The organism is Peribacillus sp. V2I11 (genome assembly GCF_030817135.1).
In the GTDB taxonomy this organism is placed as follows: domain Bacteria; phylum Bacillota; class Bacilli; order Bacillales; family DSM-1321; genus Peribacillus; species Peribacillus simplex.
Genome location: NZ_JAUSYW010000001.1, coordinates 5027425 through 5045044, shown reverse-complemented (window position 1 = coordinate 5045044; position 17620 = coordinate 5027425). Strand labels below are relative to the sequence as shown.

Here is a 17620-nt window from a genome sequence, read left to right as displayed (position 1 = left end):
ACAGCACTTCCTCCTTACCATCAGGTTTCAAGGTCCCTTCGATAATTATTCTCCTAACTCCATAGTCCCCCTGGTAATCCCCATACTTTTGTATCTGTTCAAATTTGTAATGAAATCTGCCCAAGTGGATTAAATACTAATAATTTTGCCCATTTAAAATGACTGGCCTTTTTCCTGCAAGCTTGCTTGCGTAAATCTTCAATGTAGCCCATTCCCTTTCTGCTTAAATGATAATTATTGGGTAATGTAAACCTTTTTAATAATAAATGAACTAGTCCTCTTTTTTGTTTGGACTATTGTCTACATGCAAACCTATTATTAAGATTCATTTAAGAATTTGTGTAGTTTTTGTAAAGATTGAATGGCAAAAGTCTAATTATAAAAAAAGTAGACTTTCCTTCGCTAATTGGGAGCCTGGTAGTCTTTCCGGAAAATATATCACCCTAAGATGTGTTACAAAATTCAACTATTTCGTTGCATTTATACATTCCCTATATCACTCTAAAATTAAAATTCTTCAGCTTTAAGTTTCATTGAAAGGATTGAAGAATGGGTGAACATGTATTATGATTTGCACATGACCTTATGGTGCGATTGTTATATACCCGAATAATAGATACTAATAAAAAAGTGCCCTCTTATTCGGGTTTTTCTATGTCTCTCAATGGTGAATATAAAGAGTCCACCCACTAGCCAAATAAGATAGAACCGCTGTTAATTTATCAAGATTCCTCCCTGAAACTGATCCGGTAAGCCAAAATAAGACCTGCCCTAAAATGCTTCATTTGAGACAAGTATCCCTTTCGTTAGCGAAGAAAAGCATAGCCGTCGATTCAGCTTCATAGTTGTTAGTTATACCCTCCCTAGCGATCAAACCAATCATATATTCACTTATCCTGACCCAAGCCATCAAGAACCTTGTATGGCATTTCCCTTTCCACCTTCACCCTCCATATTAACTTTGAGGGAAAATAGCATCCTATAAGTGTTTTTCACAAATATTATTACTCTATTTTTGTTTATATCCAAATAATATTGAGTTGTATACCCTTTTAACGGATTGTATCTGCTCTGACACATCGACTAAGTGCCTTTTATCAGTAAGAAAAGCTTGGACTTGTTTAAAAAGACCAGGTTTGAATTCTGTATCATGATGTTTTATGAGGGATATTTCTTCTATATGAAAGGAATTGTGCTTCATTATATATAATCGTTCGAGCGGTTGAAGAATAAGTTTGTATTGGTCAGTCATTACTTCAATTCCCCATCTACCTGGTGATTTCCAATTCGCGTGATAACTGAACAATACATCATTGTTTGTCATTCCAGAGCCTGTAAAGATAGCCGCATCAGGGTGCCAAGCTAGATGATTTGTGGACAAAGATTGTATTACTTTTGGTTTTCCAGCAATAAAAAATGCTAGATCGATGACATGTGAAGAATTGGCAATTAGCCAATTTTTCTTCACTTCATTTGTATTTTTACTTTTTTCTATTTGCTTGCTAAGTTCTGTAAAATCAAAATGTATAGAGCGAATAGGATTGTCTTCTGTGACATACGAAAGCAACTTGTTAACCGATTCATAAAACCTTCTATTGTACCCAATAAATACTTTTGAATTAAATATTTGAGCTACTGCCTGCAATTCTATTAATTCATCACCACTAACTGCTCCTGGTTTTTCAAGCAGGATTTCTTTAACACCATTTTGCATAAGCGTAATGGCGACTTCTTTTAAATGTTCTACGGAAACGGCCACGATTGCCCTATCATATGAATGCTTTTCATGCAATATTTGATCTAGATTTCCAAATGAAGCCTGCTTTCCTATTAACTCTTGAAAATGAAGAGCTGTTTCTTCAGATCTTGTGAATACATGAAATGATTGATTCATTTGCTTTAAAACTTTTGCATACTCAGAGCCCATATTCCCTGCGCCTACAAGAAGTATTGGTTTTAAGTGATTGGACATTCTATCACCCTATGACCTAGAACCTTTGAGAAGAAAGTATTTAGATTTTTAATCAAGTTTACATGTAGTTTTTTAGATGTCTCATAATCCGGAAGAGAACATTTTCCAAGTAATAATAAATCATTTACTATGAGAGAGGTAATCGAACTTTGCTTTGGATAGTTGATAACCTTTTCTATAATTTCATTATTTTGAGTGTCTTCTACCGTGATTTTCTCCAACAAAGGGAATATCGTCCAAATTTCTTCGTTAAATTTCAATTTCATGACATACTCAAGACTTGATTGGTTACTTGATGAAATGATCAATGTATCTTCCTTATTCGTACAAGCTGTCAATACTCCCAAAACCTCTAAATATCCCTTTCTTTTACTCTCAACTACATTTTCCAATTTACTCGTTTCAATCTTCATGTCCAGACAATTTGTCAAAAAGGAGAATAAATCCAATTGATGAATACTGTTACAACCAATCCCAAAATTACTATATTCAATATAATAGCTTAAACTAGTTTTGATTTTCTCTTTCAATTCCCTGAATATTGGAATCGTTCGTAAGGGACAATTCACCCAACAACCTTTTACATTGAATTCCTTAAGAAGAGATGACATTTGATCATAGTCACTCTCTTTTTGGAATAGCACTTTTTCTAAAATCAAATATTTCACTGAAGTAGTTTTTAATAAGGTTTCTGCAACTTCCAATCTAACTTTTGAGCTGGTAGCAATGATACATAGATCCATTTGACCTGGAATATCTTTTATAGATTCGAAAAAATAACAAGTTTTCTCTATTGGATTAGAATCCTCATAACACTTTTGCACGAGATTTAAAGCTTCAACGCTTGGATCCATAACATATATCTTTAGAGATAAATCTGTCTTGAGCAGTCCTTCAAAATGTCTGTATCCTATATTTCCGCTACCTATGATTAAAACTTTAAACATATTTTCAGCTCTCCTCCCATTTATGATTTCGATTGTTTCAATATTATTTCTTCCATTTTATTTTTCACTAGAATAGGAGCCTGGTCCACGGTTAAAATCGTCTCTGTCAGAAATTTTTTTCCTTTTTTTATTAAAAGATCTACATAACTCTGCTCGGTGGTTACTTTTTTAACAGCTTGAATTAGGTCAGTCACATTATTTATAATTTCTCCAGCTTGAGCTTTTGCTAAGTGCGCATTGATTTGATTGTGGTTTAATTGATAATGATAGGGAATGTTAGGTTGTAGGATGAGGAGCGGTTTATCAAAAAGAGCAGCTTCAATTGCGGTATTAGAGGATATGGTCATCAAACAATCTATATGAAATAAAAATTCGTATAAAGGATCATCATTCGATACTATTCTAACATTCTTGTTTTTCCTTATTAACGGATATTCATATTTATCGTTTTTATGTTTTTTGATTAATATAGTCACAGGAAGATTACTTGGTATATCTAACATCCATTGCTCGAGTTTATCATTTGTATTTAAAAATGGTTGAGTTGTAAATGAAAGAATCTTATGATTACTCGGTATGTTGTGTTTTTCATAAAACGATTCTTTTGTAGTAGGATGATTTTCCATCTCATAATAATATTTTATATTTCCGGTTACAGTTATCTTTTCTGGTTTAATCTTTCGACTTAATAACCAGTTTTTTTGATTTTTCCCCCATACAAAATAATAGTCGGCTCTAGAAGGTGTGATTGATCGGTCTCCAATTAACATGATGGGCATGTTAATATATGGTATTTGGTACTTTTTTGAAAGCAGCCCAAGAATTCCACCAAAAACACTTGCCTCTACAGGGTTTATAATTACCATTGGCCTCGTTTGTAAAATTAATTGTTCCAAAATATAGACCCACTTAATGATCCCCATACAGGCTGCTATAAACCATTGTTTAAATAATGGCGTGCTAAAGTAATAATGAGGGGGGCTAGAGCTTAACATTTGATCCACCTGTACTTTTAAAAGCCTTTTTTGTTGATTAACCATCTGACCATTAATTTTCAACATTTCATCTTTAAATAGGAAACTTTCAAACTGGCTTGGGAGATTATTTTGATGTTTATTAGGATGAACTCCATAGAATGTCACTTGGTATTCTTTTAGCTGATCAACTGCAAAAGCATGATATTCATCCGAAAGGAGTATAGATTTTTTGTTTTTTTTAATAATTACCGTAGAAATGTTCGCAACGGCTATTAATTTTTGATTAATATCCCCCATCGTCATGAATAGTTGTTGCTTACGACAATGACTAATAATCATTTGATTTTCCAAATTCTGATCAACAAATGGTTGAATATGCACAAGAAATTTATCTACCAAACATTGCGCTATTGGCAAGCCGTAAATTTCCACGGAAGAAAAGTACAGAAAAAAATCATATAACAAAGAATATTTTAGCAAGTGATAATCATTTACTTCCATTTCACCATACATTTATAAGACCCCTCTTTACCAAGCTGTTAATCCACCGTCTACAATAATATTTTGCCCCGTCATATAACTTGAAGCATCTGAAGCCATAAATATAACGGCTCCTACCATCTCCTCAACTAAACCCATACGACCAAGAGGGACTCTATTCGAGTAATTATGGATGAACTCCTCGTTTTGTCCTGTTTGAAGTCCACCGGGAGTTAATGTATTGACGCGTATATTGTGTTCAGCCAAATAAGTAGCTAAATATTTTGTCAATCCGATTACCCCTGCCTTTGAAGCTGAGTATACAGCGGGTGAATTAATTTTGTGATTCAAAAAGTACGCTCCATCATAAATCCGGTGATCTGGTCCGACTACACCATAAATAGAGGCGGTTTGAATGATGGAACCACCTTTTCCATTTTTCATCATTTGCTTACTTGCATTTTTCGCCACTAAGAACATCCCATCTAAATTTACAGACATGATCTTTTTCCATTCTTCATGAGAATAATCCTCGAATGGGGCAAAGAAGGCATCTAGGTTCCTTGACTTGGTAGCTGCGTTATTAAAAAGTACATTGATGTTTCCTAGAACATTCGTTACTTGTTCGATCATTTTTTGGACTTCAACTTCAACTGAGACATCACAAGATATTCCGATTGCTTTAATATTATATTGTTCCGCAACTTCTTTAGCGAAACTTTCCGTCTTTTTTTTATCAAGATCAACAATCGCTAAATTGGCTCCATGTTGCGCAAATCCTTTTACACATTCTTTCCCTAGATAGCCCAGTCCCCCTGTAATAACGATATTTTTCCCTTTCAAAGAAAAAAGATTAGTATAGTCCAATTTCATCAATTGTCACCGGCCTTTTTTCTGATTTTGAGATGTTACCAGCAATTAAAACCTTCATAATATTAACAGTAACTCGGGCTTCTATAACAGGATTTCTTGTTTTGATAGAGTGTATAAAGTGCCACAACATCCTTTTAAACATGGAAAAGTTATCTTTGACATCGAATGTAATATATTGATTTTCATTAAATATTTCCATTTTAAATAATGGGTTCATATTACCTAGGCAATTAATCTGTAACACTTCTTGATTCATTAAGTAAATTAAATAAGAATCAATTGGTCCAGGTTGATATTCAACCACTGTTGGCTCAAAACTCGTTAAAGTCGAAAAACCTTCAATTAAATGAACACCGTACTTTTCCCAATCATTCACAATGGAACCTCTAAAAAAATTCAATTGCTCATGATGAACATTCTTTTTAGCCGTACATACTTCATCAGAAAATCTAAAGCTAGAAGAACTCATTAACTTCCCTGTTTTTAAGAACGGGATAAAATATGAAAGTTCCTCTACATTCAAGGTTAAGGGCTTATCAATAAATACAGGAATATCCTTTTCAAGAAAAAGCTTCGCAATCGGATAATGGGATTCATAATCATCTCTTGCAATGATGACACCATCTACTTCCGGAATCATGTCCTCTATTCTTTTAACGGCATGATCAATATTACAAGCTCCAGCCAATATTTTTGTTGACTCTTCCTCCTGTGTCCAACAATGGGTGACTATTGCATCAAGTATTCCAAAATCGGATAAATCCTTTGTGTTCAAGTATCTATAAATAACGTCCCACTCTGATTCTTTCATTTTTCCATCGTCATACCCATTGATGATTGCTGAAAAAGAAAAAGGATGACCGTTTCCAGGACTTAACCCTATTATGCCGAGTTTTGTTACCAAACGGCCCATCCCCCGTCTACACATACATTCTGTCCCGTTATATAGCTTGAAGCACCTGAACAGAGTAAAGCCACCGCTCCTTTAATTTCATGAGGTTCACCTATTCTATTTAAAGGGTTTTTTTCTTCAAGTTGTTTCAGAAATTGCTTATTTTTCTGTGTAGCTGGATGAGGGAAAGGACCTGGACTTAAGCAATTTACTCGAATTTGATAGGGGGAAAGAAAGCTAGCCATATATTTTGTCAGTTGTATCACACCTGCTTTTGCAGCTCCATAGCTAGGTGGGTTTGTTAATTCTGCACCATCGTAAATTCTATAGTCTGGAGCAGTATGTCCATACATAGAGGTAATGTTTAAAATGACTCCTTTAGAATTTTTTAATAATGGTAAAGCTGTTTTTACACATCTAAAAACAGAGGATAAGCTCATATCTATGTCGTATTGCCAATCTTCTTCTGAAATACTTTCAAATGAATTTTTATTTCCTGACCAAGCGTTGTTAACAAGAATATCTAGTTGTCCAAAGCTCTCTTCTATATCTTTAAAAACGTTACTTATACTAGTTGAATTAGTCACATCCACTTCCATTGCAAACAGCTGATCTTTTACATTTAATTCACTTTCCAATTCTTTACATTTTTCTTCACACTTTGAAAAGTTACGACTTCCAATTATTACTTTTGCCCCTAACTCGACAAGTGTTTCGGTTATAGAAGTTCCCAAGTAACCTGCCCCACCCGTCACAAAAGCTACCTTCCCTTTAAGAGAAAATAGATTTTCAATACTATTATTCATTTTTTCTTCTCCTTTCCATGAGCATTTCGGCTAAAAAAAATTCTATTTCTTCATCAATATCTACGGCTCTTTCTTTCGGAATAATAATTCCACCTGTATTTTGATCAAGAAAAATTTTACTTTCTTCATTTATTGTGCTTAGATAAAAAGCATAAACGGCACCATTCAGCTGATAAGCTTTGGGTAACTTTTGACGAGGCAAAAATGGATTTGCATGTTCGATAAATGTTTTTGTACTTGTACCATCTAAAGCCCAGGCCCTTATTGGATTTAATTCAGCCTTTGAAAAAGTTGCTACTGATGTATACCCTTGATTATTTTCAATGAGAAGATCTAAACAATCATAGATATCTTCTTTTGATCGAAGAGGAGAGGTAGGTTCCAAATAGAGCATAATATCATAGGTTTCTTCCTGTTCTTTCATTACATCCATTGTATGCTTGACTACATCTATTGACATAGAATCATCTGTTGATAATTGGTCAGGTCTCTCTATTACTTCAGCTCCATAATATTGAGAAACGATTGAAATATTTACATCATCAGTAGATACGACAACTTTATCGATTTCAGGCATTTCCTTCACTAAATCAAGGGTCCAAGCAATAAGAGGCTTTTGACATAGTAGTTTTATATTTTTATAGGGGATTGTTTTACTTCCTCCCCTTGCTGGTACTAAAACAATAATCTTTTTGTTTTTATACATTTTTGTTCACCCCCCACTGGTTTTAGCTATTATTAAAGTAAAGTACGATAAATTTTTCACTAGTTACAAAATGTATGTGTGCAAATTTTGTAATTTGCATGATGTATTGAATCATCTGCTAATTTCACCGCCATGAAAATGGACGATGAGGATATTTAAATAATAGGCTGGATTGAAGCAACAAGCATTTCACCTTTATCCTCTAAAAATAACAAGAAAATCGTGATTCTTTAACTTTAAACTTTTACAAAAATTTAATATTCCTAATCCTAACGATTGAGATATGGATCCCTTATTATTTGTTATTACTGCTAAATTCCCAACTTTCCTCCCCTGAAGATTCACTTTACCTTTTTTACGAATCCCCAACCAAATAAGGCTACCAATTATGTTTGTTTCATAATAATTTCTTCTATTTTATTTTTCGCTAAAATAGGTGCCTGATCTACAGTAATAATTGTTTCTGACAGAAATTTTTTTCCTTTCTTTAGTAAATGGCCAACATAGCTTGGATCCGTTGTTACTTTTGTTACCGCTTGAATTAATTCTGTCTCATTTTCTATTACTTCCCCTGCTTGAGCTTGTGCAAAATAAGTATTGTTTTGATTATTACTTATTACATAATGGTAGGGTATACTAGGTTGAAGAATTAGCAGTGGTTTATCTAAGAGTGCAGCTTCAAATGCAGTAGTGGATGAGATGGTCATTAAACAATGTACACTATATAAAAAATCGTATAATGGATAATGGCTAGGTAGGATTTTAACATTCTTATTTTTGTTTATTGACGGGTATTTGTACTGATCAAACCTATGTTTTTTGATTAATATGGTTATCGGGAGATTATTCGGAATTGCATCTATCCATTCCTCAATCTTATCATTTGATTGAAACGGTTGTGATGTGAAACCTAAGATATAATGATTACTTGGAATGTTAAATTTTCCATAAAGGGATTCTTTTAAAATAGCCGTTTTTTTCTTTTCATAATAAAATTTCACATTTCCAGTTTCAGTGATCGTATCCTCTCTAATCTTTCGCTTAATAAACCAGTTTTTTTGATTTTGTCCCCAGACAAAATAATAGTCGGCTCTCGAAGGAATTATGGAACGATCTCCAATTGCTGAAATTGGCATATTGACAAATGGAACTTGGTATTTTTTCGAAAGTAGTCCAAGTATAAAGCCATAAAGACTTGCTTCGGAAGGAATTATAATCACAGATGGTCTCGTCTTTAAAATTAGCTTGTCTAAAATATAAACCCATTTAACGATGCTAATACACGCTTTTGAAAACCATTGTTTAAATGACGGTGTACTGAAGTAATAATGCTGCGATAGGTTCATTACCTTTTCATCCGCCTGTTTTTTTAAAAGGGCTTGTTTCTGCTTAACCACCTGGTTATTAACTTTCATTATTTCCTCCCTAAATAGATAATTTTTAAACTGCTTTGGTAGATTAGTATGATTTTCATTATGAAGAACACCATATAATGTGACTTCGTATTCTTTTAGTTGATCAACCGCAAACGCATAATAATCATCAGAAAGCAGCATTGATTTCTTATTTTTTTGAATCGATACTTGAGAAATATTATCGAAGGCTAATAGTGTTTTATTAATATCCCCCATTGTCTCAAAGTTTTTTTGCATTCGAAATTTTTTAATGAATTTTTGATTTACCTGATTCTTATCAACAAATGGTTTTATATGGACTAAAAATTGTGCCGCTAAACATTGTGCTATTGGTAAGCCATAAATTTTTATCGAAGAAAAGCTAACAAAAAAATCATACAATACAGAATACTTCAATAAATGGTAATTATTCACCTCATTTTCACCAAACACTAAATAATCCTCCTGCTCATAAATATAGTTTGTTCTCCTTACATGTTAACCTGAAGAAGTTTACATGTTTTAATAAAGGTCTAATCATTTTTTATACTGTAGTCAAAATACAAACCATGATGAAGTTTGGACTATTTTTACATGAACTTTAATACTCTGCTTATAACTACCACGAGTAAAAGGATAGATTTTTAATTGAAGTCCTTTCCAATCGTGTTTAGAAATTTCCTTTTATAAAGACTTTATCGATTTCAGGTATTTCCTACACTAAGTCAAGGGTCCAAGCAATAAGGGGCTTTTAACAGAGAAGTTTTAATTTTTATAGGGAAAGGCTTTGCTTCCTCCCCTTGTATTAATTTTTAAAGTTTTTATTGATTAACATCCATTTATCAGGCGTCGTTTCTTTTAACACCTTAATAACCTGGGTTTCCGGACATTTTACAGTATCATATGGGTTTGAACTAATTTTCTTTTCCGTTAGCAAAACAGTTTTTATTGCTGCGATAATTTGGCCCTCATTATAGGGAGTCTCTACTACATTACTCCCCCGTTCTCTTCCCTTTTGCCGATTTCCTATTAAGACATACGGGAGATTAAAAAAGGGCGCTTCTATCAATCCGCTACTGGAATTGCCAACCAATACGTTCGCTTGACTTAAAAGAAACAAATAATCCTCTTGCGGTATTGAATGATAAAAAGATGTTGCAGCTTTATTAAAGTGGCAAAATTCCTTTATTTTTTGATTAAAGAAATCCCCTCCAGCGTCACTATTTGCCCCAATAAAGATTAATTGTTCATGACAAATTGGTTTTAATGAACGAAGTAGAGTCTCCACTTGTTTTTCAACAGGGACAGCATCACGGGAATCCGGATGAAAGGCCACTATCAGGAGATTTTTATTAGATTGAATAGAATATTTTTTCCTAAACAACTCATTTTCAGAAATGGACTGATTTTTCACCTGATTAATTTCAGTTTTTCGAAGGCTGCCTATCACGTGTATCCGCCAGTCTTCCTCACCTAATCGGAGTAAGGTCCTGTATGATTTTTCCGTAGAAGCAAAATGAAGATGTGCTAATTTTGTGATCGCATGACGAATGGAATCATCAGCCGATCCGCTCACTTCCCCTCCATGAAAATGAACAATTGGGATATTTAAATAATGAGCAGTGATGGCAGCAGCAAGCATTTCCCCTCTATCTCCTAAAACCAATAAGAAGTCGGGGTTATTTACCTTGAAAATCTCAGTAAAGTATAAGATTCCTAACCCTAACGATTGGGACATGGAAGCCTTATTATCACCTTTCACTAAAATCGAAGGAGTTGCTGAAATCCTTAGTTGATCTTTTTTAATCTCTTGTATGGTCTCCCCATACTCACCCAACAAATGCATTCCCGTTACGATAAGGGAGAGGTCGAATTCCGAATTCTCCTCCAGTTTAAGCAATAAGGGCCGATAGATTCCGTAGTCTGCTCTTGTACCAGTAACACAAAGAACTTCTTTTTTAGTCATTGAAATCAGTCCACGATAAAGGTTCATGTTTCTTTTTTGGAACTCTTAAGACTTTCCCGATTACTTTTTCAAATTCATTAGCCTCTATTCCAGCTAACGGTCGAAGAGCGATAAGATCATTTTCTGAAATAATGGTTCCGATGGGGACATTTGATTTTAAATAAAGGCTCCTCCTTACTAAAGGTTTCACTCTTTTTTCATTTGCCGTTAACTGCTTTTGTTCGGAACCAAGGGATATTTCCGTTAATCTCACTAATTGAACCATTTCCTTGAATTCCTTTATATCAATAGAAGCTAAATGATCCGGACCTGGCAAGGTATTGTCTAGGGTTATATGCTTTTCGAGAATCCTTGCACCCAAAGCAGTCGCGGCAATAGGAATATGGGTCCCGATTGAGTGGTCCGAGTAGCCGATCACAAAAGGATATCTTTTTAAGTAATCGCTAATGACTTTTAAATTGATTTGTTGCTCGGGAGTTGGATAACTGGAGGTACAATGAAGAATACTTATTTGCAAATTTTCTTTTAATGCCCTTAAATAGGCGATAGTTTGGTCAATTTCGGATATTAAAGACATTCCCGTAGAAAGAATAATTGGTTTATCTGTTTCAACAATACGTTTTAAGAGGGGGTAGTTCGTAAGGTCTCCGCTTCCCACTTTAAAAGCGGACATATCCAAATCGTTTAAAAAATCAACACTCTTCAAATCAAAGGGAGTTGCTAAAAAAATAATATTTTTCTTGTCACAGTAATTTTTTAGATCTATGAATTCAACAGATGATAGCTCTAATTTCTTTAACATGTCATACTGGTTTTTTTCCTTCGTCTTTTTTTGGTACTGCACTAAATCCGCTTGTCTTGTTGTCAATTCTTCGGTGTCAAACATTTGAAATTTCACGGCATCTGCACCTGCATCAATGGCCGCATCCACTAATTTTTCAGCTAATTCTAATGACCCATTATGATTTACTCCGATTTCAGCAATAATGAATGTTGGACTGTTACGGTCAATCAATCTTTGCTTTAATTCTAGTTTCATTGAGTATCCCTCGTTAATATATCTAACAGAGTTGTCATAACATATTTTTGTTCCTTTTCACTTAAATCATTAAAAAACGGAATTGCCAGAGATCGTTTTGCCAACATTTCACAGACTGGAAAATCACCATCATTTGTTTGAAAAAGATCTTTATAAAAAGGTTGTAAATGTATCGATGGGAAATATGGTTTTGACTGAATGCCCTTTTTAAGAAGCTCTTCCAACACTTTATCCCGATTCGTATATTCAGGAAGCAATACAGGATATACAAACCAGCTAATCGTTGCATGTTGATGATTTTTTAAGTACATCACTGGAACTTGGTATTCATTTATGAGCTTATGGTATTGTTCGGCAACCTTCTCCCGTTTTTTTAAGATTTCTGGAAGTCTTTCCATTTGGGCAACTCCTATAGCCGCATGGATATCTGAAAGTCTATAATTGTATCCGAGCCTTTCATGACTTAACCATTCATTGCTTATGCTTCTACCCTGATTTCGTAGACTGGCTGCCATGTTATATATTTGTTCATCATTCGTAACTAACATTCCTCCCTCACCCGTTGTTATTTGTTTGTTGGGGTAAAAGGCAAATACACTTACATCTCCAAAGGTTCCGGCAAGCCTGCCATTCCAGGTAGCCCCGATTGCTTCACAGGCATCCTCAATGATCCTTAAATTATATTTTTTGGCTATTTTAATAATTTCATCCATATTGCAAGGGTGACCGAATATATGGACAACTAAAATTGCTTTTGTTTTATCTGTAATTGCTTTTTCTATTAATCTTTCATCCATAACGGTTGTATCAGGATGAACATCCACGAAAACAGGCTTTACTCCTTCATAGAGTAAACAATTACTTGAAGCCACAAAACTATACGGTGACGTAATAACCTCATCACCTTCCTTAAGCCCCAATGCCTTAACTGCAACATGCAGAGCACTAGTACCACTATTCATTCCTACTGCATAGGGAACGTTTAATAAATCTTGGAATTTCCGCTCAAACTCGATAATTTTGTTCCCTAAACTTAATTCCCCTGTATTCAAAACATCCATTACATATGTCTTTTCTATGTGAGTTATATCAGGCTTAGATAATGGAATTTGCACATACATTCTCCTTTCTAATCTAAATAAGAGCTTATTCTAAAATATTTATTTTGGATTCAACCTCTAAAAATTACTAAGATCCCGATGGTTTTAATTTAAGGGGCTATTGGCAACGCTTTTACTCTAGTCATTCAACTCTTTATGAGTTTTTGTACTTAACGAAAAACTGAAGTCTTTTTATTATATTAAGATAAGTCATTTTTGCTCACACCAAAAACCTAGCCTATCAATAAAAGGCGTACCCCATGCTATGCCTCCATTCGATATTTCTCATAAAATACTTTATCCAAGGAAAATATTATCATTCCATTATTCTTCAATTAAAAGGAACTTTCCAATCCTTTTCTAGATTTACTTGTAAAATGTTTGAATTCACTAACGCCTTTTGTTATAGATCTACATAATATGATTAATGATAATTTTTACCAAATCTTATTAATTAGGAGGTTTTATATTTTGCAAGGTTCTTCTTTAAATATTAATCCTGATCTATATGATCATTATCAGGATAAAGTCATTCTCATTACTGGCGGCACTGGTTCAATTGGCAGTCAAATCGTAATGGAACTAGTCAAATATTCTCCTAAAAAAATCATTATTTATAGTAAAGACGATAGCAAACAATATTTAATGAAAAAAAGAATGAAAAAATTTAATAACATTTATTATATACTGGGAGATATTCGCGATTTTCAGAGAGTGGAATATGTATCCCGAGGGGTAGATTATATTTTTCATACTGCTGCATTGAAACAGGTACCCATATGCGAAGAAAATCCAGATGAGGCCATAAAAACAAACCTTTTAGGGAGTCTAAATATTATTGAAGCTGCCATAAATAATGGAGTAAAGAAAGTCATAAATATTAGTACTGATAAGGCAGTCAACCCGACAAACACCATGGGGGTAACAAAACTTTTAGCAGAAAAATTATTTAAGCAGGCTAATTTAAAATTAAATAATCACCATACAAAGTTCTCTTCTGTTCGTTTTGGGAATGTTCTCGGCTCACGCGGTTCTGTCTTTCCTCTCCTATTTGAACAGCTTATGAATCAAGATCCCTTGACCATTACCGACCTTGGAATGACACGTTTTTTTATGTCTATCAAAGAAGCAGTTCTCCTTACTATTAAGGCAGGCGCTTATGCTGAGGGCGAAGAAATTTACATTCTTAAAATGAAAGCTTTAAAGCTTTCAGACCTAGTAGTTGGTTTAAAAGAGTATTCAAAACAAAAACAGGTAAAAGAACCTGCAGTGCAAATCATTGGCATAAGACAAGGAGAAAAATTATACGAAGAATTAGTACTGGAATCGGAACTTGAAAATTTGTATGAAAACGAAGAGATGTATGTAATTTCACCTAACTCCCCCGATACAACCCTATTCAAGAAATTATACTTATCTGATTATCGATCAGATAAAGTTAATCTAATTACTCAGAAGGAAGTTCTCCAAATACTCAAGGATCTTGACCGAACATGAAGTGGGGAATAATCGGGACAGGGGGTCACAGCAAAGTAGTTCTTGAAGCCATTAAATCCTTCGGTCATTATGTTCAGGTTACGTGTTTTTCAAAAGCACTTCCTAATCATCCCTTTTTCCTTCCATATCCCATCGTTTTAGATGAAGAAAAAATGATTCATTTACATGAAAATGTTATTGATAGTTGGCATGTAGCGATTGGAGATATTACCATCAGGGAAAAAAAGCTAGAACAGTTAGAACAAAAGAAACTAATCATCGCTTCTATTATTCACAAGAACTCTATTGTTAGCCCTTCTGCAACTATAGATGAAGGTACCTTTGTAAATGCAGGTGCAGTAGTTAATGCGTCTACAAGAATTGGTAGAGGCTGTATTATCAATACCTCTGCAAGCGTTGATCACGATTGTATGATAGGTGATTTTGTAAATATTGGACCAGGTTCCCGTTTAGCAGGTCATGTTTCAGTTGGAACAAAAACTGAATTAGGGACTGGGGTTTCTGTAGCACCAAATGTAAAAATAGGAAAAGGCTGTATAATCGGGATAGGTTCTGTGGTAGTAAAAAACATACCAGACTTCAGCTTGGCTTATGGTGTTCCAGCTCAAGTAATAAAACTTTTAGAGGACAAACAGTGTAAGAAAACCATTTAGATTTAATCTTGCTTACCTTAATCTATATAAATTTTAACCATTTTTCTCGAATTCCACTATTTATCCATAACATTTATTCCAATTATTTCATATAAATAATGGATGAAAGTCAAATTTCTACTATAAAAAGGGGGATTGAATTTTATGTCAGTACTATACTCAACAGGTCCTGTTGAAAACGTGAATGGTGACGGTTCCTTAGACCCTTCATTTACGTTGGACAAGCTTTTTCACACTGTCGTAGTAAACATTCTAAATAATAGTAAAAAAAAGAAGGACAAATTTGAAATAGCAGTATTTGATGTAGATGGTCCAAAAAACAAAGCAGAAAGTTTTGAGGGTAGTGTAGAGGAAGAGTTTGGTTTCTCTTTAGAAATAGAAGTGTCAGAATTTAACCGCTTTGAAATTCAAATTGAGCTTTCACTTAAAGATGATGTCCTCTTATCTGTCACCGGGAAAAATGCTTTAGGGGAAATTATTAGAGAACTGCCATTAACACGCATAAATCATAATAAGCTACTTTACTCATCGTGTTTAAGCAAGCTAACATAACTGGTTTTTACTCTGGCTTGCTTTTTTTAGATTAGATGAATTGCAGACTTAAATGCGACGCCTAGAAAAAAAGCCCTACTTGCCTCTTGTAAAATAGAAGTTACCACACAACTTTTTACATGGAGGACGAGTATGAAACTACCACATTTGAGCGTGGACAACTAGAAGTGCTCCATAAACTAGGGCATTCTCCAAGAGGAAATTAGTGCTGTTCTTAATCGCCATCATTCCTGTTTTGCGTGTGAGTTAAAATGCATCCATAAATATAAGCGCTAAATATAATATAACAGCTAGGAAGCTCAAGAGCAGTATGCTGAGCGCCATAAAACTTGAAAACCCTTTGGAAAGTATTTTTTAGACTTAGCCAAACAGATTCCAAAGTAGGATCGTACACGGTAACCTGAATAAATTCAATTTCCTTACAGAGTAATTATCTTTTTAAATAATTTATAACTGACTTTATCAAGGGCAGTTATTGATTAAGGATCTTTCCATACTGAGGAATTAAGGATAGCGCGCTAAAATCCAAGAGAGAGCCGGGCCGTTTTAATGTTGGCACCTCCATCAAAAATGCCCAAAGGAAAAAAAACACGTGAAATATTTGGTCATTGGAAACTAGATACATCACCTCCTCTTTTGTTATCATTAACAAAGTTGAGGTGATTGATATTTTTTAATCTTACTGACTAAAGTAGAGATTCCTTGTTCTTTATTCACTGATATCCCACTTAGTAAATTTCACTACTTCTTTTTTTATTGTACTTATTGTACCAATTCACAAAATGAGTTAATCCTTCTTCTATTGTTGTTGAAGGATAGAACCCCACATCAGCATGCAAATCGGCAATATCTGCATATGTCTCCTTAACATCTCCCAGTTGCATTGGTAAGAATTCTATTTTTGCCTTTTTGCCAATCAGTTTCTCTAATGTGTTAATGAAATCCATTAATTTTATGGGCTTATTGTTACCGATATTATAAATTTTGTATGGGGCATAGCTTGAACTTGGATCAGGATTAGCTCTATCCCATCCAATATTATTAACCGGTGGTTTATCAAGTAATCGGATTATTCCTTCAACAATATCATCAATATAAGTAAAGTCTCTTCTCATATCTCCATTATTAAAAACCTTTATTGTATTCTCTTCAATAATATTTTTAGTAAAAGAGTAATAAGCCATATCAGGTCTCCCCCATGGACCATACACCGTAAAGAAACGGAGTCCTGTGGTTGGAATATTATATAAATGACTATAAGTATGAGCCATTAATTCATTAGACTTTTTAGTGGCAGCATATAAACTTACTGGATGATCCACTGGATCTTTGGTTGAGAAGGGGATATTAGTATTTGCTCCATATACAGAACTAGAGGATGCATAAATTAAGTGCTTTACATTATTTTGTCGACAGACCTCTAAGATATTCACAAACCCAACTAGGTTGGAATTAACATAAGAATCCGGGTTGTCTATGCTATAACGTACTCCAGCCTGAGCTGCTAAGTTGATGACTATATCAATCGTTCTGTCTTTAACTAATTGATTTAATTTTTCTTTATTTGACAAATCCATTTTATGGAATTCAAAATCAGGGTTTTCTTCTAATATCTTGAGTCGATTGTTTTTTAAAAAAACATCATAATAATCATTAATATTGTCTACTCCTATAACATTGATATCTAGGGCTAACAAACGTTTTGTTAAATGGAAACCAATGAAACCTGCAGCCCCTGTTACTAAAATGTTCATAGTATTGATTCC

The 17620-nt window shown here is 34.1% G+C and carries 15 protein-coding genes; 3 read left to right on the top strand and 12 right to left on the bottom strand.

Going from position 1 to position 17620, the window contains the following annotated elements; translation table 11 throughout:
- Positions 1-1009 precede the first annotated feature (1009 nt).
- The 11 genes from QFZ73_RS24645 to QFZ73_RS24595 form a co-directional block, all read right to left on the bottom strand.
- Positions 1010-1972, bottom strand: a complete 963-nt coding sequence (locus QFZ73_RS24645) for a Gfo/Idh/MocA family protein (protein WP_251437987.1) — start codon at positions 1970-1972, stop codon at positions 1010-1012.
- On the bottom strand, positions 1957-2919 hold the full coding sequence (locus QFZ73_RS24640) for a Gfo/Idh/MocA family oxidoreductase (protein WP_251437986.1): 963 nt from the start codon (positions 2917-2919) through the stop codon (positions 1957-1959). Before QFZ73_RS24640 ends, QFZ73_RS24645 begins: the two co-directional genes overlap by 16 nt.
- Positions 2920-2939: 20 nt before the next feature.
- Positions 2940-4409, bottom strand: coding sequence for a UDP-N-acetylglucosamine 2-epimerase (locus tag QFZ73_RS24635; RefSeq protein ID WP_307271847.1), 1470 nt, complete (start codon positions 4407-4409; stop codon positions 2940-2942).
- Between the two features lie 15 nt (positions 4410-4424).
- Positions 4425-5249 (bottom strand): SDR family oxidoreductase, encoded by an 825-nt coding sequence (locus tag QFZ73_RS24630; protein ID WP_307271844.1) that lies wholly within the window; start codon positions 5247-5249, stop codon positions 4425-4427.
- Positions 5230-6060: a Gfo/Idh/MocA family oxidoreductase gene (locus QFZ73_RS24625; protein WP_307271841.1), complete on the bottom strand. Its 831-nt coding sequence runs from the start codon at positions 6058-6060 to the stop codon at positions 5230-5232. The genes QFZ73_RS24630 and QFZ73_RS24625 overlap by 20 nt, the downstream gene beginning before the upstream one ends.
- 86 nt (positions 6061-6146) lie before the next feature.
- Positions 6147-6947: an SDR family oxidoreductase gene (locus QFZ73_RS24620; protein WP_307271839.1), complete on the bottom strand. Its 801-nt coding sequence runs from the start codon at positions 6945-6947 to the stop codon at positions 6147-6149.
- A complete protein-coding gene (locus tag QFZ73_RS24615; protein WP_307271835.1) occupies positions 6940-7653 on the bottom strand; it encodes an acylneuraminate cytidylyltransferase family protein in 714 nt (237 codons plus the stop codon). The genes QFZ73_RS24620 and QFZ73_RS24615 overlap by 8 nt, the downstream gene beginning before the upstream one ends.
- Positions 7654-8039: 386 nt before the next feature.
- A complete protein-coding gene (locus QFZ73_RS24610) occupies positions 8040-9500 on the bottom strand; it encodes a CDP-glycerol glycerophosphotransferase family protein (protein ID WP_307271833.1) in 1461 nt (486 codons plus the stop codon).
- A 352-nt stretch (positions 9501-9852) separates the two neighbouring features.
- Entirely contained in the window at positions 9853-11013 is a 1161-nt protein-coding gene (gene neuC, locus QFZ73_RS24605) for a UDP-N-acetylglucosamine 2-epimerase (protein ID WP_307271830.1), read from the bottom strand.
- Positions 11006-12052 carry an N-acetylneuraminate synthase gene (gene neuB, locus QFZ73_RS24600; RefSeq protein WP_307271824.1) on the bottom strand — a complete coding sequence of 349 codons (1047 nt, stop codon included), beginning with the start codon at positions 12050-12052 and terminating at the stop codon, positions 11006-11008. The genes neuC and neuB overlap by 8 nt, the downstream gene beginning before the upstream one ends.
- A complete protein-coding gene (locus QFZ73_RS24595) occupies positions 12049-13167 on the bottom strand; it encodes a DegT/DnrJ/EryC1/StrS family aminotransferase (protein ID WP_307271820.1) in 1119 nt (372 codons plus the stop codon). The genes neuB and QFZ73_RS24595 overlap by 4 nt, the downstream gene beginning before the upstream one ends.
- A 456-nt stretch (positions 13168-13623) precedes the next feature.
- Here QFZ73_RS24595 and QFZ73_RS24590 point away from each other — a divergent pair, with 456 nt between their 5' ends.
- The 3 genes from QFZ73_RS24590 (at position 13624) to QFZ73_RS24580 (ending at position 15854) form a co-directional block, all read left to right on the top strand.
- Entirely contained in the window at positions 13624-14649 is a 1026-nt protein-coding gene (locus QFZ73_RS24590; protein WP_251435987.1) for an SDR family NAD(P)-dependent oxidoreductase, read from the top strand.
- Positions 14646-15302: an acetyltransferase gene (locus QFZ73_RS24585; RefSeq protein ID WP_251435989.1), complete on the top strand. Its 657-nt coding sequence runs from the start codon at positions 14646-14648 to the stop codon at positions 15300-15302. Before QFZ73_RS24590 ends, QFZ73_RS24585 begins: the two co-directional genes overlap by 4 nt.
- 144 nt (positions 15303-15446) lie before the next feature.
- A complete protein-coding gene (locus tag QFZ73_RS24580) occupies positions 15447-15854 on the top strand; it encodes a hypothetical protein (RefSeq protein WP_307271814.1) in 408 nt (135 codons plus the stop codon).
- A 728-nt stretch (positions 15855-16582) separates the two neighbouring features.
- On the opposite strand, the gene QFZ73_RS24575 is transcribed toward QFZ73_RS24580, so the two are convergent.
- Positions 16583-17608 carry an NAD-dependent epimerase gene (locus QFZ73_RS24575; protein ID WP_307271812.1) on the bottom strand — a complete coding sequence of 342 codons (1026 nt, stop codon included), beginning with the start codon at positions 17606-17608 and terminating at the stop codon, positions 16583-16585.
- Positions 17609-17620: the final 12 nt, after the last annotated feature.